18 protein-coding genes are annotated in these 21,092 nt (G+C 73.1%); 6 read left to right on the top strand and 12 right to left on the bottom strand.

Annotated elements, in window-relative coordinates; genetic code table 11:
- Positions 1-433: 433 nt before the first annotated feature.
- Positions 434-1,009, bottom strand: a complete 576-nt coding sequence (gene hpt / locus AB0B85_RS05870; RefSeq protein WP_179781302.1) for a hypoxanthine phosphoribosyltransferase — start codon at positions 1,007-1,009, stop codon at positions 434-436.
- 100 nt (positions 1,010-1,109) lie between these two features.
- Positions 1,110-1,259: a hypothetical protein gene (locus AB0B85_RS05865; protein ID WP_357404162.1), complete on the bottom strand. Its 150-nt coding sequence runs from the start codon at positions 1,257-1,259 to the stop codon at positions 1,110-1,112.
- Positions 1,260-1,397: 138 nt separating this feature from the next.
- Between AB0B85_RS05865 and AB0B85_RS05860 the strand changes: the two genes are divergently transcribed.
- A complete protein-coding gene (locus tag AB0B85_RS05860) occupies positions 1,398-2,360 on the top strand; it encodes a helix-turn-helix domain-containing protein (RefSeq protein WP_357404000.1) in 963 nt (320 codons plus the stop codon).
- A gap of 9 nt (positions 2,361-2,369) precedes the next feature.
- Here AB0B85_RS05860 and tilS read toward each other — a convergent pair whose 3' ends face one another.
- From tilS to dacB, 3 genes are all read right to left on the bottom strand, one after another.
- On the bottom strand, positions 2,370-3,362 hold the full coding sequence (gene tilS, locus AB0B85_RS05855) for a tRNA lysidine(34) synthetase TilS (RefSeq protein WP_357403998.1): 993 nt from the start codon (positions 3,360-3,362) through the stop codon (positions 2,370-2,372).
- 10 nt (positions 3,363-3,372) lie between these two features.
- Complete coding sequence (locus AB0B85_RS05850) at positions 3,373-4,443, bottom strand: zinc-dependent metalloprotease (RefSeq protein WP_357403996.1); 1,071 nt, start codon at positions 4,441-4,443, stop codon at positions 3,373-3,375.
- 104 nt (positions 4,444-4,547) lie between these two features.
- Entirely contained in the window at positions 4,548-6,014 is a 1,467-nt protein-coding gene (dacB, locus tag AB0B85_RS05845) for a D-alanyl-D-alanine carboxypeptidase/D-alanyl-D-alanine-endopeptidase (protein ID WP_357404154.1), read from the bottom strand.
- 591 nt (positions 6,015-6,605) lie between these two features.
- On the opposite strand from dacB, the gene AB0B85_RS05840 reads away from it, so the two are divergent.
- On the top strand, positions 6,606-7,112 hold the full coding sequence (locus AB0B85_RS05840; protein WP_109816465.1) for an inorganic diphosphatase: 507 nt from the start codon (positions 6,606-6,608) through the stop codon (positions 7,110-7,112).
- A gap of 31 nt (positions 7,113-7,143) precedes the next feature.
- Here AB0B85_RS05840 and eccD read toward each other — a convergent pair whose 3' ends face one another.
- Positions 7,144-8,547 (bottom strand): type VII secretion integral membrane protein EccD, encoded by a 1,404-nt coding sequence (eccD, locus tag AB0B85_RS05835; protein WP_357403994.1) that lies wholly within the window; start codon positions 8,545-8,547, stop codon positions 7,144-7,146.
- 101 nt (positions 8,548-8,648) lie between these two features.
- Here eccD and eccCa point away from each other — a divergent pair, with 101 nt between their 5' ends.
- The 4 genes from eccCa (at position 8,649) to AB0B85_RS05815 (ending at position 15,628) form a co-directional block, all read left to right on the top strand.
- The gene (gene eccCa / locus AB0B85_RS05830) at positions 8,649-12,629 is read left to right on the top strand and encodes a type VII secretion protein EccCa (protein ID WP_357403992.1); all 3,981 of its coding nucleotides are present in this window, start codon (positions 8,649-8,651) and stop codon (positions 12,627-12,629) included.
- A gap of 74 nt (positions 12,630-12,703) precedes the next feature.
- Positions 12,704-14,041 (top strand): type VII secretion-associated serine protease mycosin, encoded by a 1,338-nt coding sequence (mycP, locus tag AB0B85_RS05825; protein WP_357403990.1) that lies wholly within the window; start codon positions 12,704-12,706, stop codon positions 14,039-14,041.
- A 53-nt stretch (positions 14,042-14,094) separates the two neighbouring features.
- Positions 14,095-14,886: a phosphatase PAP2 family protein gene (locus AB0B85_RS05820; RefSeq protein ID WP_357403988.1), complete on the top strand. Its 792-nt coding sequence runs from the start codon at positions 14,095-14,097 to the stop codon at positions 14,884-14,886.
- Between the two features lie 37 nt (positions 14,887-14,923).
- Positions 14,924-15,628 carry a phosphatase PAP2 family protein gene (locus AB0B85_RS05815; RefSeq protein ID WP_357403986.1) on the top strand — a complete coding sequence of 235 codons (705 nt, stop codon included), beginning with the start codon at positions 14,924-14,926 and terminating at the stop codon, positions 15,626-15,628.
- 13 nt (positions 15,629-15,641) lie between these two features.
- Here AB0B85_RS05815 and AB0B85_RS05810 read toward each other — a convergent pair whose 3' ends face one another.
- The 6 genes from AB0B85_RS05810 to AB0B85_RS05785 form a co-directional block, all read right to left on the bottom strand.
- Entirely contained in the window at positions 15,642-16,820 is a 1,179-nt protein-coding gene (locus AB0B85_RS05810) for a MarP family serine protease (protein ID WP_357403983.1), read from the bottom strand.
- A gap of 63 nt (positions 16,821-16,883) precedes the next feature.
- Positions 16,884-17,576, bottom strand: a complete 693-nt coding sequence (locus AB0B85_RS05805; protein WP_357403981.1) for a CoA pyrophosphatase — start codon at positions 17,574-17,576, stop codon at positions 16,884-16,886.
- Entirely contained in the window at positions 17,573-18,241 is a 669-nt protein-coding gene (locus tag AB0B85_RS05800) for a TlpA disulfide reductase family protein (RefSeq protein WP_357403979.1), read from the bottom strand. Before AB0B85_RS05800 ends, AB0B85_RS05805 begins: the two co-directional genes overlap by 4 nt.
- Positions 18,238-19,026, bottom strand: a complete 789-nt coding sequence (gene nth / locus AB0B85_RS05795; protein ID WP_357403977.1) for an endonuclease III — start codon at positions 19,024-19,026, stop codon at positions 18,238-18,240. Before nth ends, AB0B85_RS05800 begins: the two co-directional genes overlap by 4 nt.
- A gap of 39 nt (positions 19,027-19,065) precedes the next feature.
- The gene (locus AB0B85_RS05790; RefSeq protein WP_357403975.1) at positions 19,066-20,235 is read right to left on the bottom strand and encodes a CapA family protein; all 1,170 of its coding nucleotides are present in this window, start codon (positions 20,233-20,235) and stop codon (positions 19,066-19,068) included.
- A 55-nt stretch (positions 20,236-20,290) separates the two neighbouring features.
- Positions 20,291-20,953, bottom strand: coding sequence for an adenosylcobinamide amidohydrolase (locus tag AB0B85_RS05785; RefSeq protein ID WP_357403973.1), 663 nt, complete (start codon positions 20,951-20,953; stop codon positions 20,291-20,293).
- Positions 20,954-21,092: the final 139 nt, after the last annotated feature.

The following is a 21,092-nucleotide window of genomic DNA, read 5'->3' as shown; positions in this document are numbered from 1 at the left end:
GTCCTGACCATCTGATTGGTGTCGCCGCGGTGAGCGGCGGTCGGAGCTGCCATGCGGGGCGGCCTCGACCCCGAGACGCGAAAACTGCCGCGCCGCGGTCATTCGACGGTACACCGTGTACGCGAGGAGCGAGCTCGCGAGCCCCGCACTGGGCGCACCTTTCATATCGATGGCGCGCACCGTGGGCAGGCCCACCAGCACCGCGACCCGCGTACGGCGGGTCCGGGTGGAAACCTGGCGTGGCGGGGAGTCCGGCCCGGCCAACCGACGGCCCGATCACTCGGGCGAGGGGGTCGGGCGCGGAGTAACCTCCGGGCCACCGGGTCCACGGTAACCGCAACAGCTGAGAGCGCGCTGAACGTCGGCTCGATGAAAGCCGATGCGAGTCGACCTCACGCCACTGCGGGACCGCCCCGGCGGGTCGACACCGGGGTCAGGAGCGCGCGTAGACCTCGGGCTTGAGCACCCCGACGTACGGCAGCTCCCGGTAGCGCTCACCGAAGTCCAGGCCGTAGCCGACCACGAACTCGGTGGGGATGTCGAAGCCGACGTACTTGACCGGAACCGGCACCTTTACCGCGTCCGGCTTGCGGAACAGCGCGACGACCTCCACGCTCGCCGCCGAGCGCGACTCCAGGTAGCGCAGCAGCCAGGAGAGCGTGAGCCCGGAGTCGACGATGTCCTCGACGACCACCACGTGCCGGCCGGCGATGTCCCGGTCCAGGTCCTTGAGGATGCGGACCACCCCGGACGAGGTGGTGCCCTGGCCGTAGGAGGAGATGGCCATGAAGTCGAGTTCGGCCGGGGGGCCATTGCGGCCCAGCGCCCGGGCGAAGTCCGCCATGAACATCACCGCGCCCTTGAGCACGCACACGAGCAGCAACCCGTCGGTGACGTGCGAGTAGTCGGCGGAGACCTGCTTGGCCAGCTCCGCAGTCTTCTCGCGAATCTGCGCCTCGGAGATGATCACGTGGTCGATGTCGGCGTCGTACCAGGAGCCGTCAGCCATGACTCCTAGCCTGCCGTACGTCTGATGGCCTCCGTCGGCGGGGCCGCACCTTTTGGCGCGGTCCCGCCGGGGTTTTTCTGGACAAAAGACGCTAATCACATCAGTTGGTACGGGACCGCCAGCGACGGCCATCGTCACTGGGCTTCCAGTCCGCCGAATCGTGGCTGTCGACGGTCAGGCCGGCCGCCGAGGCGGCGACGAGCAGGACGAGGAGAAGGAGAAAGAGCAGGAACTCCATGGCGGCGCTCACTTTCGCATGATTGCTGTCGGTTTCGCCGTCGGTGCGCACCGGACTGAGACCAGTCTGCGACTCTCCGCTCGACCCGGACAGTGGCAGGAATGCCATTGGTCATCGATTTACTGCCACCTGCCGGGTTACCCTCGTCACATGCTCCGGTCAATCGCCGTCCTCGCCCTCGACCAGGTGGCCCCCTTCGAGCTCGGCGTGCTCGCCGAGGTGTTCGGCACCGACCGCACCGCCGACGGTTTCCCCGGCTACCGCTTCCAGGTGTGCAGCCCCGACGGCGCTCCGGTGCGTACCTCATCCGGTTTCCACCTCACCCCGCACGCCGACCTCGGCCCGGTCGACGAGGCGGACCTGGTGGCCATCCCCGCGCACAGCCAGGGCACCACAGTTCCCGCCCCGGTGCTGGACGCGCTGCGGCGGGCCGACGCCCGCGGCGCACACCTGTTGAGCGTCTGCTCGGGCGCCTTCCTGCTCGGCGAGGCCGGCCTGCTCGACGACCGGGAATGCACCACCCACTGGCGGTACGTGGACGAGCTGCAACGCCGGCACCCACGCGCCCGGGTGCGCTGCAACTCGCTCTACGTCCAGGACGGTCGGCTGCTCACCAGCGCCGGCACGGCGGCCGGCATCGACGCCTGCCTGCACCTGATCCGCCAGGAGCACGGCTCGGCCACCGCGACCCGACTGGCCCGTCGGATGGTGGTCCCGCCGCACCGCGACGGCGGCCAGTCCCAGTACGTGGAGGCGCCCATCCCGAAGGCGCCCGAGGCGCCCACCCTGGAACCGGTGCTGGAGTGGCTGATGGGCCACCTGGACCGGACCACCACGGTGGAGGAGTTGGCCGCCCGAGCCGGCATGGCACCCCGCACGTTCGCCCGCCGGTTCCGCGCCGAGACCGGCACCACCCCGCACGACTGGCTCACCAACCAGCGGGTGCTGCTCGCCCGGCGGCTGCTCGAGGAGACCCCGTTGAGCGTGGAGGCCGTCGCCGACCAGGCCGGCTTCGGCGACGCCGCGGCGCTACGCCACCACTTCAGCCGCCGGGTCGGCGCCACCCCGCACAACTACCGGAGCACTTTCCGGGACCGGACACACAGCGCGTGAACGGCATTCTCACGCCGACCGGACGGGCGTCAACCGGTCGGCGCGACGGAGCACCCGGACACCCCCGGGCAGGTCGGTCGGCCCCTGGCCGTGCCAGGCGGTGACCAGCGCGTCCAGCGCGTTGACGTGCCGGTGCGACAACGCTCCGGGCCGGGCACCCAACTCCCGCGCCCAGGTGTGCAGCACCCGGCCCCGCACCGCGGGGTGCAGACCGCTGAGCGCCGGCACCGAGAGCCCCCCTTCGGGGCACCGCGCCGCCGCCAGCGCCGCCGCCGCGAACTCGTCGAGCGCGGCGTTGTCGGCCGCCACCAGACCTGCGGTACGCGCGAGGTTGTCCACCACTCCGGGCCCGAGCGCCCGGACCAGCGCTGGCAGCAGGTCGACCCGAACCCGGGAGCGGGCGTACGACGGATCGCTGTTGTGCGGGTCCTGCCACGGGCTCAACCCGAGCACGGCGCAGGCGGCGCGCGTCTGCTCCCGACCGATCTCCAGCAGCGGACGCAGCAGCGGCACCCCGTGCAGATCCCGCCGTGCCGGCATCCCGGCCAGCCCGCGTGGCCCAGCCCCCCGGGCGAGCGCGAGCAGGACCGTCTCCGCCTGGTCGTCGCGGGTGTGCCCGGTCAGCACCGCTACCGCGTGCTGCTGCCGGGCCGCCTCGGCCAACGCCTGGTAACGGGCCTCCCGGGCGGCCGCCTCCGGCCCGCCTGGACGCCCAGCCACCTCCACCCGCACCACTGTCGTCGACGCGAACCCGAAACCGCCGGCCCAACTGGCCACCGCCTCGGCACGCTCCGCGGAGCCGTCCTGCAGACCGTGGTCGACTGTGACAAGCACGGCGGCGCGGCCCAGTCGAGGCGCCACGAACGCGGTGGCCGCCGCGAGGGCGAGCGAGTCGGCGCCCCCGGAACAGGCGACAAGCACCGGCCCACCGGGCGGCAGCCCGGTCAGGGTGCGCCGGACCGCCACCCGGATCGCGGCCACCGGCGGAGCGAGCGCGGCCACCGGCGGGCGGTCAGCCAGCGGCCGGAATGGTGCCGGCCGGGCCGTGCACCCGGGCCACCCAGGCATCCGGGTCGGCCAGCTCGGACAGCCGGGGCAGCGTGAGCGGCGAGTTGAAGATCGAGTTGAACCCCTCCATGCCGACCCGCTCCACCACACCGTGCACGAACTTGCGCCCCTCGGCGTACTGGCGCATCTTGACGTCCACGCCGAGCAGCCGGCGGATCGCCTTCTCCAGCGGGTTGCCCGCCTCGCGGCGCCTGTTGAACGACGCCCGAATCCGCTCCACGCTCGGAATCACCTGCGGACCGACGCCGTCCATCACGAACTCGGCGTGCCCCTCCAGCAGGGTCATCAACGCGGTGAGCCGGTCGAGCACCGCCCGCTGCGCCGGAGTCTGCACGATGTCCAGCACGCTGGTGCGGCTCTCCGGGTCACGGACCGCCTCGGACAGCGTGGCCACCCCGCGCCGCAGCCGCTCGACGAGATGCTCGCTGCCGCTGGACGAGGCGTCGACGAACGCCTGCACCTCGCCGAGGAAATAGGCCCGCATCCACGGGACGGCGGTGAACTGCGTCCGGTGGGTGACCTCGTGCAGGCACACCCAGAGCCGGAAGTCCCGCGGGTCCGCACCGAGCTTGCGCTCCACCTCGACGATGTTCGGCGCGACGAGCAGCAGTTGGCCCGGGTCGGCCGAGAAGACCTCGTACTGCCCGAGCACCCGACCGGAGAGGTAGGCCAGCACGGTGCCGGCCTGCACCCCGGTCAGCCGGGACCCGACCGCCTCGGTCAACGCGCTCGGCTGCTTGTCGCCGGACAGCCGGCTCACCAGCGGGGTGATCACCTCGCGGAGGCCGGCGATGTTGGTCGCGGCCCAGTCGCGCCGGTCGACCACCCGGACCGGCGGATGCGCCACCTGCGCCCGCAACCCCGTGTAGTCGGCCACGTGCCCGGCCGCCTCGTCGGTAAGCCGACGCAGGTCGCCGACCACGTCAGTGGCCTCGGCATACGACACCCGAGGGCCCGACTTGCTCAACGCCCCCGCGGTGGCGGCGGCCAGATCCCAGTCCACGAACTGCGCCATGGACCCACCGTACCCGCGCCGCGACACCCCGGCCCGGGCTCGCGTTGCCGATCGACGGCGCTGGCGGCTCCGGTCCGGGGCCGCAGTGCCCGAGCCGGTGACGGTCAGCGGCAGCCGCAGCCAGCCAACGCGGCGGTGATCCGATCCAGCGCCGGTTGGGCGGTTTCCTTCCCACCGGGCACCCGATCCGTGAGCACCGCGAAGGTGAGTAGCCGACCGTCGGCGGTGGTGACCAGGCCCGCGATCGAGTGCACAGCGGTGAGGGTGCCGGTCTTCGCCCGGACGCTGCCCGCCCCGGCGGCGGTGCCGGCGGCGGTGCGGTAGCGCTCGTCCAGGGTCCCGGACCAGCCGCCCACCGGCAGGCCGCCGAAGACCCCGGCCAACTCCGGATGGTCCGGGCTGGCTGCCAGTCGGATCAGGTCGGTGAGCAACGACGGGCTGATCCGATTGTTGCGGGACAGCCCACTGCCGTCGGAGAGGGTGATCTCGTCGGCGGGTAGGCCCAGCTCGGCCACCTCCGCGTCCATCGCGGCAGCCCCGCCGTCGAACGAGGCCGGCTGGTTGCGGGCCATCGCGACCTGACGGGCCAGCGCCTCAGCCACCAGGTTGTCGCTCTCGCTGATCATGATGTCGACCAGCCGGATCATCGGCGGAGACTGCACCACGCCCAGCTCGGTGCCCGGCGCCGGGGAGCCACCGGCGGCGGCGGGAGCCGGTGCCGTGCCACGCTTCACCGCCTCGCTCGGCACGCCGAGCAGCCGGGCGAACGCCTTGCCGGCGGCCAGGTCCGGCTCGGCGAACCGCGCCGCGGCCCCGTGCGGGACGCTCGGGTCCCGGCGACCGCCGTCGGTCATCAACGCCGTCACCGCGCCACCAGACCCGCCGGTGGGGATGTCGTCGTCCCAGCCCGGGCCGTAGACCGGGCCGGAGTAGACCGAGCCGTCGACGGTGACGCTGGTCGGGCTGGTGCCGCCGAGCGCGGTACGCACCTGGGCGGCCAACTCGTCGAGTCGGGCCGCGCCCGGGTAGTAGCCCTTCTTGTTGATCGCGAGGGTGGGATCGCCACCACCGATGATCACTACCTCGCCGGCCTTCGTACCGGCCACCGCGCGAGTGGGAATCCGGTAGCCGGGCCCCCGGGCGGCAAGTGCCGTCACCGCGGTCGCCAGTTTGGTCACCGAAGCGGGCACGGTGCCGTCGTCCGCCCCCTTGTCGAACAGCGTCTGACCGGAGATGACATCGGCCACCGAGACGTTGACCCGATCGCCCAGGGCGGCGACCCCGACAAGCGGGTCGAGCGCGGCACGAACCCCGTCCGGGGTGGGGACCGGGGCGTTCGGGTCCGGGCCGGGAAGCACGTCCGACGGGACCGGGTCCGGGGTCACGCCAGCGGCGTTCGGTGCGGATCCGGCGTCGTCGCCGAGCCATCCCGCGACCGGGCCGGGCCGGACGACGACCACCCCGACGCCGGCGAGCACCAGCAGCAGCACGACGGCCAGCACCACCGGCAGCCGCCGACGAGGCGGCGCGTCCGGCGTGGGTGCCGGCGCGTCACCGGCCGGTGACGGCAGCGCCGAGATCGGCGGACCCAGCGGTGGGACGCCACCGGGGGCGGCGGTCGGAACGGGCCACGGGCCGGGAGGGACCGGGCTCACCGGCACCGACGCGCTGCCCCGCGACGGGCCGCCCGAGGTCGGGCCGGGCGGGACCGGGCCGGGCGGGGCCGGGCTCACCGGCACCGACGCGCTGCCGCGCGGCGGGCCGCTCGTCGGCCGATCACCGCCGAGCGCCGGGAAGCGACCGTTGTTCGGGCTGGGCGGGACCGGGCCGGTCGGCGGACGCCAGGGCAGGGGTGGGTTCACCTCAGCTGCCGGCGTCCCTGGCTCGGGAGCCCGTGGCAGGTGGGCCTCGGGCACCGGAACCCGACCCGTGGCGCCACCGGAGCCGGATCGTCCGGTACCGTGCGCCGAGCCCCCGTCCGGGCGGTAGTGTGAATCTTCCCTCCCCACGACCCCCTCCTCCCCCAGCGAAAATCAGCTTGGGTGACACTACTTCGGTCCGAAGACTATGCGGCGGCCGGAGTCGGCGGGTGGGCATTCACCTGTCCGGAGGGGCCGCCAGTGGTTCCGTTAGCCAGCGTGGGCAGACGAGGGAGCGTGCAGATGGATTTCGACGTGACGGTTGAGATCCCCAAAGGTCACCGGAACAAGTACGAGGTGGACCACAAGACCGGCCGGATCCGGCTGGACCGCACCCTCTTCACCTCGACCCAGTACCCGGCCGACTACGGGTTCATCGAGGGCACTCTGGGCGAGGACGGCGATCCGCTCGACGCCCTGGTGCTGGTCCCCGAGCCGACCTTCCCGGGCTGCCTGATCCGCTGCCGCACCATCGGCATGTTCCGGATGACCGACGAGAAGGGCGGGGACGACAAGGTCCTCTGCGTGCCCTACGAGGACCCTCGCCAGGAGCACCTGCGCGACATCCACCACCTCGGCGAGTTCGACCGGCTGGAGATCCAGCACTTCTTCGAGGTGTACAAGGACCTGGAGCCCGGCAAGTCGGTGGAGGGCGCGACCTGGGTCGGCCGCACCGAGGCCGAGGCCGAGATCCACGCCTCCTACCAGCGGGCCAGGGACGCCGAGGCGCGCGGCGAATCCGCCCACTGACGACCACTCACGCACCGGGCCCGGGGGCCGCTCAACCGAGCAGCCCTCGGGCCCGGTCGTACAGGTCGAGCACCGCACAGGCGATCGGCACCACGGCGACCGCCAGGGCCGTGTCGGTGAGGTCCGCGACCCTCCCGAGGTACGGCGAGACCGGCCGGCGGGCGTATCCGGTGCCGCTGGCAGCGGCCACCAGGGCCACCGCCGCACCGCCCAGGACCAGCGCCAACCGCCCGACGTCGTCGGCCCGGCCGACAAGCACCGCGCCCAGCACGGTGTAGCCGGCCAGCCCGGCCAGCACCGTCGGGACCCGGTGTCGCAACGCCACGAACAGCCGCGACCGCAGCAGCAGCACCGCCGAGGTGACCGCCAGCAGCACCCGACCGGCCGTCGCACCGGCGACCCCGAGGACGACCGCGGCGGCCACCGCCAGCAGGGCGTGTCCGATCAACATTCCGGTGAGCACCTCCTCGGTGCGGGTCACCGCGGCGTGCACCCGACTGCGGTCCGGCAGATCCCGGGCCCGCTCCGGCCCCTCGGTGGCTGCCGGGGTCGGCAGGGTGATCGGCGGCAGCGGCAGCTTGCCCAGCCGGATGGCCAGCAGTGGAATCACCCCGACGGCGAAGACAAGTGCGCTGAGCAGCACCGCCGCCGTGCCGGCCGGGGTCAGCAGCAGCCCACCGAGCGCCGCCCCGGCGCCGACCAGGCCGACCGTGACACCGGCCACGAAGACCCGCAGCCGGCTGGCCACCCCGAGCAGGCCGATCAGCGCCACCAGTGACAGCGCCACCGAGCCGGCCAGCAGCTCGGGCGCGCCCACCCAGCGGACCGGCCCGAACGGGCCTACCGGGTCGCCGGAGCCGACCGCGAGGGCGCCGGCCGTGAACGCGTACGGCAGCGCGTAGCCACCGAGGGTCGCCCCGGCGGCACCGTCGCCGTTGGCGCGTGAGGCGACCGTGCCGGCCACGGTGAGCAGCAGCGCCACCACCGCAGCCGCCAGCCAACCAGCCCGGTACGTCGGGCCGCCGGCGAGCAGGGCGAGCAGCCCGACGGTGAGTGGCACCGCCGCACCGGCCAGCCCGGCGGCCCGGGTGGCGGTGGGCGACCAGGCGCCACCGCGGCGGCGGGCACCGTCGGCGATCGCCTCGACCACGTCGTCGTACTCCAGCTCGGGCCAGTGGGCGCGGGCCGGCACGAGGTGCAGCACCTCACCGTCACGGACCCCCTGGGACAGCAGCGCCTGAGCGGTCGTCAGCAGCGCGCCGTCGGTGCGGCGCAGCACCCAGCCGCCGTGCTGCTCGCCATCGTCGGCCAGCCCGACGCCGGCGTGCCGGAGCACGTCGGGCAGCAGCTCGGCCAGGGGCACCTGCTCCGGCAGGGCGACGTCCACCCGTCGTTGCGGCGCGCTGATCGTGACGCGGGCCAGACCGGTAGTCATCGACTGGTCTCCATATCGACTGGAATCGGAGGCTGCGCGGACGACAGGACTTTACCTACCATGAGTCCGGCTCGGGTTACCCAGCGCTGTCAGGAGGCCGAGTGTCGACAGTCGTCATCAAGCGTCCGCCACGTCGACCGGCACCGGAGATCCCCGCCGGCGAACTGCCGGTCGAGGCACCACCGGAGATCCCCGTGGTCGCCGGCGGGCGGTGGCAGCAGATGCTCATGCTGCTGCCCATGCTCGGCGGCACCGTGGCGATGGCGATGATGTTCGGCCGGGGCGGTGGCGCCTACTCGTACGTGGTGGGTGGGATGTTCGGGCTCTCCTCGCTGGCGATGCTGGTGACCTCCTGGGGCAGCGCATCCGGCACGCCGAAGAAGTCCGAGATGATGGCCGCCCGGCGGGAGTACCTACGCCACCTGGCCACGTTGCGGCGGCGGGTCCGCCGGACCGCGGGACAGCAGCGGGCCGGGCTCTACTACCGGCACCCGAACCCGGGCGGGCTCTGGTCAACCGTGGACAGTCACCGGGTCTGGGAACGACGCCCCGCCGACCCGGACTTCGCGGTGGTGCGGGTGGCCGTCGGTCCACAGACCCTGGCCACTCCGCTCGTGCCACCTGTCACCCGGCCGCTGGAGGAGCTGGAGCCGATGACGGCGGGGGCGCTGCGCCGTTTTCTGGACGCGTACTCCGTGGTGCCGGACCTGCCGGTGGCCCTGTCGCTGCGCAGCTTCGCCCGGGTGCACGTCCGGCCCGCCGGCCGGGCCGGAGGTGGCACCCCGACCACCGGTGGGCCGACCAGTGGCGACCCGGCGGCGCAGGCGCTGGTCCGGGCGGTGCTCACCCAACTCGCGGTCTTCCACGCCCCGGACGAGCTGCTCGTCGCGGTCTGCGCCGGACCCGAACGCAGGGCCTGCTGGGAGTGGGTGAAATGGCTCCCGCACGCCCACCATCCCGGCCGCACCGACGCGCTCGGTCCGGTCCGGCTGGTCACCAGCTCCGCCGCCGAGTTGGAACGGCTGCTCGCCGACGTGCTGGCCAGCCGGTCGCGGTTCAGCCCGGCCGGCCCGGCCACCGACGGGCCGCACGTGGTGGTGGTCCTCGATGGCGGCGACCTCACCGGTGCCAGCGACCTGACCGGTGACGGCGGCATCGACGCGGTCACCGTGCTGGACCTGGACACTCCGCCACCCCGGCTGCTCGACCGGTACGCGCTGCTGCTGGAGTTGCACGGCCGGCGACTGCACTCGCTGTCGTCCGACGGGCATGCCGAGGTGGGCACCGCCGACCAGCTCGACCTCGCCGACGCCGAGGCGGTGGCCCGACGGTTGGCGCCGCTGCGGCTCGCCGGCGCGGCCCGCGGACCGGACGCCCCGTTCCAGGCCGACCTGGGCCTGCCCGAGCTGCTCGGGCTCGGCGACCCGGAGAGCTTCACCGCTGAGCAGGGCTGGCTGCCGCGCTCGGCACGCGACCGGCTGCGGGTGCCGATCGGGGTCGGCACGGACGGCGGCGCCATCGAGCTGGACCTCAAGGAGTCCGCCCAGGACGGGATGGGCCCGCACGGCCTGCTCATCGGGGCGACCGGCTCCGGCAAGTCCGAACTGCTCCGCACGCTGGTGCTGGGGCTCGCCGTCACGCACAGCTCCGAGCAGCTCAACTTCGTGCTCGTCGACTTCAAGGGCGGCGCCACCTTCGCCTCGTTCGACCGGCTACCGCACACCGCGGCGGTGATCACGAACCTGGCCGACGCGTTGCCCCTTGTCGACCGGATGGTCGATGCGATAAACGGGGAGCTGGTCCGCCGCCAGGAGCTGCTGCGCCGAGCCGGCAACTTCGCGAGCGTGCGCGACTACGAGCGGGCCCGGGCGGCCGGCAGCCCGCTGGCCCCGCTGCCGTCGCTGCTGCTGATCTGCGACGAGTTCTCCGAACTGCTCTCCGCCAAACCCGACTTCATCGACCTGTTCGTGCAGATCGGCAGGTTGGGTCGGTCGCTCGGCGTGCATCTGCTGCTCGCCAGCCAGCGGCTGGAGGAGGGACGGCTCCGCGGGCTGGACACCCACCTGTCCTACCGGATCGGGTTGCGTACCTTCTCCGCGCTGGAATCGCGCACCGTGCTCGGGGTGGCCGACGCCCACGAGCTGCCCCGCTCACCGGGTCACGGCTACCTGCGCGCCGGCACGGACCCGCTGGCCCGGTTCAAGGCCGCGTACGTCTCCGGTGCCGTCCGGCGTCGGGTGCTGCCGGCAGGCGCCCCCGCCGACGGTGGTGCCCGGCTGCTCACCTTCACCACGCACGTGGTGCCGGTGCCCGAGCCGGCAACCCCGGCCGTGCCTGTCGTGGCGGAGGAGGAGGGCCGGGAGACGCTGCTCGACCTGCTGGTGGACCGGCTCGTCGGGCAGGGCCCGCCGGCGCACCAGGTCTGGCTCCCGCCGCTCGGTCCGCCACCGGCCCTGGACGAGCTACTCGGCCCGGTCGAGGTGGACCCGACGCGCGGGCTCACAGTGGGCAACCCGGAGCTGCACGGCGCGCTGGGGGTGCCGCTGGCGGTGGTGGACAAGCCGTTGGAGCAACGTCGGGACCTGCTCTGGCTGGCGCTGGACGGGGCCGCCGGGCACGTCGCGGTGGTCGGTGCGCCGCAGAGCGGCAAGTCCACGGTGCTGCGTACGCTGATCTGTGCGTTGGCGCTCACCCACACCCCGGCCGAGGTGCAGGTCTACTGTCTCGACTTCGGCGGCGGCGGGTTGGCCGCGCTGCGCGACCTGCCGCACGTGGGTGGGGTGACCGGTCGGGCCGACCCGACGGCCGTCCGGCGCACCGTCGGTGAGATGAGCACCCTGCTCGCCGATCGGGAACGCCGCTTCGCCGAGCTGGGTGTGGAGTCGATGGCCGGGTACCGGCAGCGGCGGGCCACGACGGTTACCAGCGGTCAGCCGGGCGCTGACCCGTTCGGTGACGTGTTCCTGGTGATCGACGGTTGGAGCACGGTCCGGGGCGAGTACGACGACCTGGAACCGCTTGTCACCGACCTGGCCACCCGGGGCCTGTCGTACGGGCTGCACGTTGTCGCCACCGCGCTGCGCTGGCTGGACTTCCGGCCGGCGATCCGGGACCTGTTCGGCTCCCGGCTGGAGCTGCGCCTCGGTGACCCGTCCGACTCGCTGGTGGCCCGGCGGGCGGCCGCGAACGTGCCGGAGCGCGCCGGTCGGGGGGTGACCGCGGAGGGCCTGCACTTCCTCACCGCGCTGCCGCAGCTCGCCGACGACGGGGACACCGCCGATCTGGTCAAACGGGTCGCCGGCAGTTGGGGTGGCCCGTCGGCGCCCCGGGTGCGGCTGCTCCCGCAGGTGCTGCCGTATGCCGAGCTGGACCTGGCCGCGGCGACCGGGCTGCGGCTGCCGATCGGGATCGCGGAGGCGGACCTGCGCCCGGTGCTGCTCGACTTCGCCACCGAGCCACACTTCGTGGTCTTCGGGGACTCGGAGTGCGGCAAGTCGTCGTTCCTGCGCGCGCTGGCCACCTCGATCATCACCCGGTTCACTCCCGAGCAGGCCCGGGTGATCCTTGTCGACTACCGGCGCAGCCTGCTCGGCGCCATCGAGACGCCGCACCTGATCGGGTACGGCACCGCCGCGGCGCACACCGCCGACCTGGTCGAGTCGGCCGCCGGTTACCTGGAGCGGCGGGCCCCGGGGCCGGAGGTCACCCCGCAGCAGCTACGGGACCGCTCCTGGTGGTCCGGGCCGGAGCTGTTCGTGCTTGTCGACGACTACGACCTGGTGGCGGCCGGGCCGGCCAACCCGCTGCGGGCCCTGGAGGAGCACCTGCCGCACGCCCGCGACGTCGGGTTGCACCTGGTGCTGGCCCGCCGATCCGGTGGCGCGGGCCGGGCCCAGTACGAGCCGATCGTGCAGCGGCTGCGGGAGCTGTCCACCGCCGGTCTGGTGATGACGGGCAGCCCGGAGGAGGGGGCGCTCGTCGGACCGGTGCGGCCGGGTCCGCTGCCGCCGGGGCGTGGTCGGTTGGTCACCCGGCGGGAGGGCGTACGCCTCGTGCAGCTCGCCCAACTGCCGCCACAATGACCTGACTCGCCAGTTCCTCCCGTGACGGGTGAGGAAACCGGTAATCTCCGATCGTCATGGTTCCGTCGGGATGAATGGCTGGGGATGTGACAGGGGTGCGGCACAGCGGTCCGTCGGCGGCCCGACGGGCGACCGTCCGGGCGCTGCTCGGTGTGGCCGCGGCGCTCACCGTCGTCGCGCCGACGGCGGCGGCCGTGCCTGTCGCCGGGCCGAGCCGTGGTGGGCAGTTGGCCGGCGGGCCGACGGTGTTCGCCCCCGGCGACGCTGTCGCGCGCACCGATCAGGTCCGCGACGAGCAGTGGCAGCTCGACGAGTTGCGGGCCGAGACGGCCTGGCGCAGCTCGACCGGCCGGGGCGTGACCGTCGCCGTGATCGACTCTGGGGTGGACGGCAGTCACCCGGACCTGGTCGGCCAGGTGCTGCCCGGTCAGGATCTGGTCGGCTCGGGCGGGGGTGCGGGCCCCGATCCGGTGGGGCACGGCACGACCGTCGCCGGCCTGATCGCCGGGCGCAAGGACGACAAGCGGGGCGTGGTCGGCCTCGCGCCGGACGCGCGGATCCTGCCGGTCCGGGTGCTCGACGAGGACAACCGCTACGACGACGCGTTGATCGTGGCCCAGGGGGTCCGTTGGGCGGTCGACCACGGCGCCCGCGTGATCAACCTGTCGCTGGGCGGCAGCGGCGACAGCCCCGCCCTGGCGGCGGCCCTGGACTACGCGTTCGTCCGGGACGTGGTGGTGGTCGCCTGCACCGGCAACCTGGCCACCTCCAACAGCCCCAAGGTGTGGTACCCGGCGCGCGAGCCCGGGGTGATCGCGGTCGCCGGCCTGGAGCGCAACAGCGAAGACCTGTGGTCCGGGTCGATCACCGGCCGGGCGACGGTGCTCAGCGCCCCCGCCACCGGGCTGGTCGGCGCCAAATCTCCGAACGGATACTGGCGGGTGCAGGGCACCAGCTTCGCCGCGCCGCTGGTGGCGGCCACCGCCGCGCTGGTCCGGTCCCGCTACCCGCAGATGTCCGCGGGTGAGGTGGTCAACCGCTTGCTGGCCACCGCCCGGGACCTCGGGCCGACCGGACGGGACGACCGCTTCGGGTACGGCATGGTCGACCCGGTGGCCGCGTTGACCGCCGAGGTGCCGCCGGTGACCGCGAACCCGCTTGACGATCAGACGTCCCCGGGGGTCACCGGTTTCGGCCCGGCGCCCGGCTCGGCTGACGACTCGATGGCCGGTGCCGGCGCCGATCCGCTCGGTCTCGCCGCTCCTCGTCAACAGAGCCGGTGGACGGCCCGGGCGGCTGGTGGCGAGGACACGTCGGCGCCAGCGCAGTTGTGGACCGGGTTCGTGCTTCTCGTCGCCCTGACCGGCGGCGCAACCCTGCTGGTGCGCCGGTTCCGCCAGCGGTCCCGATGATCGAGGCGTCCCGGCAGGCCTGACCGGCCGACCGGTGGGGTAGAACCGTTCGCATGAGCGCGTCTGGTCCACGTACCCTCGGCACCGCCCGGCACTCGTCCTGGCGGCACCGCCGAGTCGACCCGGACCATGCGCTCGGGCTGCGGCTGACCCTGGCCACGACGGCGGCGTTCCTGGTGCTTGTGCCCTTCGCGCTGCTCGCGTTGTTGGTGCTCGGCGCCTGGGCGCCGCTGCACCGACTGGACACGGCGGTCACCGGGGCCTTGCACGGCTACGCCGTGCAGCACCCGGCCTGGGTCGCGCTGATGCGGATTTGGAGTGAGGTGTTCGCGCCCATGCCGCTGCGGGCTGTCGCCCTGCTCGTGGTGATCTGGCTGCTGCGCCGGGGAGCCCGCCGGCTGGCACTCTGGGTGACCACCACGATGGTGGTGGGTGGGTTGTTCGGTCCGTTGCTCAAGCTGCTCGTCGGGCGGGACCGGCCGGAGTTGCTGGATCCGGTGGCTCGGGCGGCCGGCTATTCGTTCCCCTCCGGTCACGCGCTCAACGCCACCCTGACGGCGGGGGTGCTGCTGCTGGTGTTCCTGCCATACGTGGGCCGAGGGCTGGCGCGGGTCGCGCTCTGGGTCGCCGCGCTGCTGCTCACCGTGGTGACGGGGTTGAGCCGGGTGGCGCTCGGCGTGCACTTCACAAGCGACGTGCTCGGCGGCTGGCTGCTCGGCGTGGCGGTGGTCGCGGCGACCACCGCCGCGTTCACCAGTTGGCGGGCCCACGTCGGCCTGCGGCCCGTCCAGCCGGCCCGCGAGGGCGTCGCTCCCGAGGTCGAGCGGGAACCTGGCGCGGCCTGAGGCGTGCCGGCGAGCCGCACCGGGTACTGGCCCACCCATGTCCGACACCCTGGTCCAGATCATCCGGCGGGTGCTGCTGCCGGTGTCCCTCCTGTTTGGCGTCATGGTGCTGCTCGGGGTGCTTGTCACCCGGGTCTTCGAGCGGACCTGGCCGTTCACCGTCGAGGACGCGGTGAACCGGGAACTCGCCGGCGACCGCACCGGCGGCTGGAACGACGTCTCGCTGGTGTTCAGCACGCTGGCCAGCACCCAGATGATCGTCGTGGTCACCGTGCTTGTGGCGTTGGCGTTGCGGCTCTGGTTGAACCGCTGGCGGGAGCCGCTGTTCCTGTGCGCGGCGGTGACCGCCCAGGCGCTGGTGTTCCTGCTGACCACGCTGGTGATCGACCGGCAGCGGCCGGCGGTGGAGCACATGGATGTCTCGCCGCCCACCTCGAGCTTCCCGTCCGGGCACACCTCGGCGGCGGTGGCGCTCTACGTCGGGATCGCCGTGCTGATGGCCCTGCGGGCGCGGAGCACCGGGGCGAGGGTCGCCTGGTGGACGCTGCTGCTGGTGGTGCCGCTGGGGGTGGCGTTGACCCGGCTGTATCGGGGGATGCACCACCCGAGCGACGTGGTGGCGTCCTTCCTCAACGGCGGCACCTGCGTCGCGATCATGGCCCGGGCGGTGCTGGACCGCGGGCTGCGGTGGGGGCGGGCGAAGTTGCCGAGCACGCGACAAGCCGCACCGGCGCCCAACTGACTCCGGACGGCGCTCAGGTGCACTCGCCGGTGCCGACCTGCCGGTTACGTTCGGCACCGGCCAGCGCCACCGGGCGGGCCTCGGCGGCGGTCACCGCGAAGCCGGTGTTCGGGTCGTCCGCCGCCGCCGCGAAGATCACGCCGAGCACCAGACCGTTCGCGGAGAGCAGCGGACCGCCCGAGTTACCGCTGCGGACCAGCGCCCGGATCGTGTAGATGTCTCGGGTGACGTCGCCGTCGGAGTAGATGTCCGGCCCTTTGATCTTGTCGACGTCGCGGATCCGGGCCGACTGCGCGTTGTAGGGGCCGTCGAGCGGGAACCCGAGCACTATGGCGTCGGTGCCGCTGCCCGCGTTTCCGGCGGCGAACCGCAGGGACGGACCGGGGAGTCCGGGTACGAGCAGCACGGCCAGGTCCCGGTCCGGGTCGTAGACGACCACCTTGCCGTCGTACCGCTCGCCGCCCAACTCCACGGCGACCGAGCGGGTCCCGGCGACGACGTGCGCGTTTGTCATCACCCGGTCGTCGGCGTACACGAAGCCGGAACCCTCGATGCGGCGTGAGCAACTGGGCGCGGAACCGAGCACCTTGACGACCGACCGCTGACCGTTGACCACCACCTGCGAGCCGGCCAGCGCCGGGTCGGGCGGCTCGACCTGCCGGACCCGGGTGGGCGCGAGACCGCCGAAGGGGTCCCGGAACCCGTCGGTGCCGAGGGTGTCCTGCAATGCCGTGGTGAGATCCTGCGCCTTGTTCGGCAGCACCCGGTTCACCGCGGTGATCAGCGCGCTGTTGCGCACCGCGGCGGCGATCCACGGCACCTCGGACGAGCCGAACGGCACGGCGATCAGCCACCCGAACAGGAGCACCGCGAGCAGCGAGACGGCGGCTCCGCCGATGTCGTCGGCCCGCCTGCCCACCTCACTGGTGATCGTCTTACGTAGGCGCGAGCCGAGCCAACCGGCGAGCGCCTGCCCGATCACCGCCAGCCCGAAGATCGTCACCAGCGAGATCAGCACCCGGGTGATCGGTTCCACGAACTGCTTGGCGAACAGCGGCCCGAGCTGGAGACCCAGCAGCAGGCCCAGGAAGAACCCGGCGAGCGACAGGACGCCGATGGCGAAGCCCTGGCGGTATCCGCTGATCGCGAACAGGAGCATGAGCAGGAGCAGCAGCAGATCCACGACGGACACGGGTCAAGCGTACGGGCAGTGTGCCCACGGGATGACCGCCGCTTGCGGAAAGTGAACGTGCGGTCAGCGCAGGGCAGTCTCGTCGGCGTCGTCGGTGCCTGCCGAGGGGGCCGGGGTTGCCCCGCTCGGCGGCAGCTCCACCACCCGGTCGCGCGGCCACGGACGGGCCCAGCCGCCCATCTCCAACAGGGTGGCCAGCACCCCTGCGGTGAAGCCCCAGACCAGCATCCCGCGGGCCGAGAACGCCGGGCCGATCCAGCCGCTCGGGTGGCGAACCCGCAGCCGGTTGGCCGGGTCGACAAGCTCGCTCACCGGCAGGCGGGCCACGTGCGCCACTTCGGCAGGTTCCCGGGGGTGCACCGGGTGCGGGTCGTGCCACCAGGCCAGCACCGGGGTCACCACGAAGTCGCTTACCGGGATCCACAGTTTCGGCAGCTCGGCAAGCACTGTCACGGTTGTCGGGTCGAGGCCGACCTCCTCGTTGGCCTCGCGCAGCGCGGTGGCGCGTACGTCGGCGTCCTCCGGGTCGGCCGCGCCTCCGGGGAAGGCCGGCTGGCCGGCGTGCGTACGCAGGGTGGCGGCGCGTTGCAGGACCAGCACGTCGGGGCCGACGCCGGGCTGCTCGCCGAGCAGCACCAGTACGGCGCTCTCCCGGCCGCCCTCGGCTGGCGTGGTCAGCCGGGTGAAGTCCTCGGCGCGGGCGGTGCCGAGCCGGGTCAGCAGCGGCTCGATCCATTCGGGCGGTCGACGGGTCACGCGGACACCGTCAGGCCGAGGTGCGTGCGGACCAGTTCGGCGAGTTGGGCGTCGTCGAGCGCGCCGCTGGCGTCGATGTGCCGGACCCGACCATCGGCGTCGACGAAGATGGTCATGGGGAAGAAATTGCGCTCCAGCTGGCGTTGCAGGGCCTCACCCTGGTCGACGAGGATCGGGAACCGGATGCCGAAGTCCTCCCCGAGGGACTGCGCCGCACTGCGGCTGTCCCGACTGTTGACCCCGATCACCTGGAGCTGACCGGCGGCCCGCTCACTGAGGCGTTGGAAGGCGGGCAGCTCCTTCTGGCATGGCGGGCACCAGGAGGCCCACACGTTGATCACCGCGGGACCGGCCACGTCCCGCAGGGCGACGGGGGCACCGCCGGTGAAGCAGGCGAGCGTCAGCTCCGGCAGCGCCTTACCGCCAGCGGCGCCGGCCGTGGGGGCCCCACCGGTAGCGGAGGCCGCCGGGTCGGGCGCGGCAGTCGTGGCGGAGCCGGACGACGTGGCCCTGGGCGGTGTGCGCAGCGTGGAGCAGTCCCGGAACGGCGATGGTCGCTCGGCCGCGGCCCGGCTGGGGGTCGGAGCGCCGTCGTCCGCGCCGCTCGTGCAGCCGGCGAGGGTCAGCAGCAGCGGCAGGATCACCAGGGCGAGGCGGCGGTTCACGGCACCTCCGCGGCGATCGCCTGGGCGGGCACCAGCTCCGGATCGACCCCGGCGGCCACCGCCAGGTCCCGCGCCCGAGGGCCCTTGAGCAGCTTCGCGGCGGCGGCGGGCTCGGTCGGGCCGGTGCCGTACGAGGGGCAGAGCTTCGCCAGTGTGCACGCGCCGCAGGCGGGCTTGCGGGCATGGCAGACCCGTCGCCCGTGGAAGATGATCCGGTGCGACAGCATGGTCCAGTCGCGTTTCGGGTACATCGCGCCGATCGCGTGCTCGATCTTGACCGGGTCGGTCTCGCTGGTCAGCCCCCAGCGATGCACAAGCCGCTGAAAGTGCGTGTCGACGGTGATGCCGGGTACGTCGAAGGCGTTGCCGAGGATCACGTTTGCGGTCTTCCGGCCGATCCCGGGCAGCGTCACCAGGTCGGCGAGCCGGCCGGGGACGCGGCCGTCGTACCGGTCGAGGAGAGCCTGACCGAGCTTGATCAGCGAGTCGGTCTTGTTCCGGTAGAAGCCGGTGGGCCGGATCAACTCCTCCATCTCGCCACGGTCGGCCCCGGCGTACGCGGCGGCGCTCGGGTAACGGGCGAAGAGTTTCGGAGTGACCTCGTTGACCTTCTTGTCCGTGCACTGCGCGGACAGGATCGTGGCGACGGACAACTCCAGCGCGCTTGAGTGGTCCAGTTCGCAGTGCGCGTCGGGATGCGTCTCGGCGAGCACCCGGCCGATCTTGCGGGCGCGGCGTGTGCGCCCGAGGTCGGTCTCGCTGACGCCGGGGGGACTACTTGTCACGACGGTCAGCCTACGTCGCGCCCCGGCCGCTCCCCCGGGTCAGCCGCCCGTGGGCGGGGAGATCTTGCCCGGACCGTCGAACCGGGCACCGCTCTTCGGGAAGTCGCTCCGGCTCAGGTCGCCGATCAGGCCCAGGCCCCGGTCGTTCGGGTCGAGCGTCGGCTTACCGGCGTCGTTCATGTACGTCGAGGTGAACGAGCCACCGGCCCAGGCGCCGTCCGGCTTCAGCGACACCTTCAGCACCCCGCCCCACCCGAGGCGGCCGTCGTTGTTGAGCGAGTTGCCGCCGCCGGCGAAGTTGCCGAGGCTGTACGCGATCAGCCGCCCCTGGTAGAACTCCATGCCGCGCAGCACGTGCGGCCCGTGCCCGACGATCAGATCGGCACCGGCGTCGATCATCGCGTGTGAGAACTTGACCGGGTCGCCCCGGTTCTCGCCCAGGAACATCTCGGTGCCCGGCTTGACCCGGGTCTTCTCCGCTCCCTCGCCACCCATGTGCACCTGCACCACGACCAGGTCGGCCATGGTGGCGGCCTTGGCGATCACCGTCTTCGCCGTGGCGATGTCGACAAGGCTGTTGGACCAGACGTACGACGAGAAGCCGACCACCGCGACCTTGACGCCCTTGACGTCGACCACTGTGATCTGGTCCGGCGCACCTGTGTGCTTCAGGTCGTACTTCTCCAGCGCCTGCTGGGTGTTCTGGTAGCCCTTCGGCCCGTAGTCGTAGCCGTGGTTGTTGGCCTGGTTGAGCACGTGGAAGCCGGCGTCGCGCAGGTGCGCTGCGTACTCCGGTGGGGCCCGGAACTGGAAGCAGCGGGTGGAGTTGGCCCCGCACTTGCCGGTGCCGGTGTCCACGGTCAGCGGCTCTTCCAGATTGCCCATCACCAGGTCGGCTTTGAGCGCCTCGGTGACGGAGGCGAAGAACCCCTTGCCGCCGCCGGCGGGCAGTCGGCTCGGCGCGTTGCCCATGATGATGTCGCCGGTGGCGGAGAGCGAGATCACGCCGCCCGCGGCGGAATCCTCCGGGCCAGTGGTGGTCACCGGAGCGCCGGTGCCACCGCCGCCGGCACCGGGCTGCCAGACGGGGGCGGGGGCGCCGCCGGGGTCGCTGCCGCAGCCGGCGGCGAGCAGGGTGGCCAACAACGCGGCGAGGCCGAGGACGACGTGGCGACGCCGGCGGGACGCGGGAGGGGTCGGAGAATACATCGCTCGCGACCCTACCGGGCCGACAACGCGCCGACGACAGCCGATCGGCTGGAAGTCAGCCCGGGAGTTGCTCTGACCAGGGCACGACTGCCCGCGCACCCCCGGCGCGCACCGCCGCGTGCACCGCTCGGGCGAGCGGGGCACCCCAGGTGGAGCGCGGCCCCCCGTACGCGGCCTCCGGCCCGTCGACCGGGCAGAGCACCGTGACCGCGTCGGTCGGGGTGCCGGTCCCCGGCAACCCGAGTTCAGTGATCGCCTGGGTCTTCGCCTCGGTCGCCGTGGCCACCGCGTTGACGAGCGCCGAGTCGGCGAGTCGGGCCGGCACGTACACCACGATGTTGACGGTGCCGACCCGGTGGGCCAGCTCGACCGGGGCCGGCGCGGCCGCGAGCAGCGGCGTGCCGAGCCCGACCGTCGCCCAGGCCCGCACCCCGGTGTCGGTCCGCGCCACCACCTCGGCCACGTCGACGCCGGTCAGCAGACCGACGCCGGGTCCGTCGAGGGCGAGGTCGGCGGCGAGCGCGCTCAGGTGGGCGGCCGGGTCGTCCCGGTCGTACGACATCGGCACCGTCGCGTTCAGCACCCAGTGTCGGGCGCCGATTCCACCGCCGAGTGGGCCGCTGCTGACGGCGCGTAGGGGTCCGTCGGCGCGCCACAGGAGCAGCGGGATGTCCCACCCGTCCTCGGGGCGACTGGTCAGAGTCGGCTCGCTCAGCACGTCGGGCAGGTTACGCCCAACGATCAAGATTCCAGGGGCGACCTCTGATTCATGCTCATGTGCGCCTAGACTTGGCGGCGCGCGAGGGGATCAGCGGACGGCGACCCCGGCCGACGGACGGCCCGCGTAACCGGAGGTG

The organism is Micromonospora sp. NPDC049044, assembly GCF_040649215.1.
Taxonomy (GTDB): Bacteria; Actinomycetota; Actinomycetes; order Mycobacteriales; family Micromonosporaceae; genus Micromonospora.
The sequence above is the reverse complement of the archived record's forward strand: the minus strand, read 5'-3'. Positions and strand labels throughout refer to the sequence as shown.

Bases quoted from the DNA above. Each gene is read 5' to 3' on its own strand.
- AB0B85_RS05790 (WP_357403975.1), bottom strand. From the start codon at position 20,235: ATGTATTCTCCGACCCCTCCCGCGTCCCGCCGGCGTCGCCACGTCGTC.
- hpt (WP_179781302.1), bottom strand. From the start codon at position 1,009: ATGGCTGACGGCTCCTGGTACGACGCCGACATCGACCACGTGATCATC.
- mycP (WP_357403990.1), top strand. From the start codon at position 12,704: ATGGCTGGGGATGTGACAGGGGTGCGGCACAGCGGTCCGTCGGCGGCC.
- AB0B85_RS05850 (WP_357403996.1), bottom strand. From the start codon at position 4,443: ATGGCGCAGTTCGTGGACTGGGATCTGGCCGCCGCCACCGCGGGGGCG.
- AB0B85_RS05860 (WP_357404000.1), top strand. From the start codon at position 1,398: ATGCTCCGGTCAATCGCCGTCCTCGCCCTCGACCAGGTGGCCCCCTTC.
- AB0B85_RS05820 (WP_357403988.1), top strand. From the start codon at position 14,095: ATGAGCGCGTCTGGTCCACGTACCCTCGGCACCGCCCGGCACTCGTCC.
- AB0B85_RS05840 (WP_109816465.1), top strand. From the start codon at position 6,606: ATGGATTTCGACGTGACGGTTGAGATCCCCAAAGGTCACCGGAACAAG.
- AB0B85_RS05815 (WP_357403986.1), top strand. From the start codon at position 14,924: ATGTCCGACACCCTGGTCCAGATCATCCGGCGGGTGCTGCTGCCGGTG.
- eccD (WP_357403994.1), bottom strand. From the start codon at position 8,547: ATGACTACCGGTCTGGCCCGCGTCACGATCAGCGCGCCGCAACGACGG.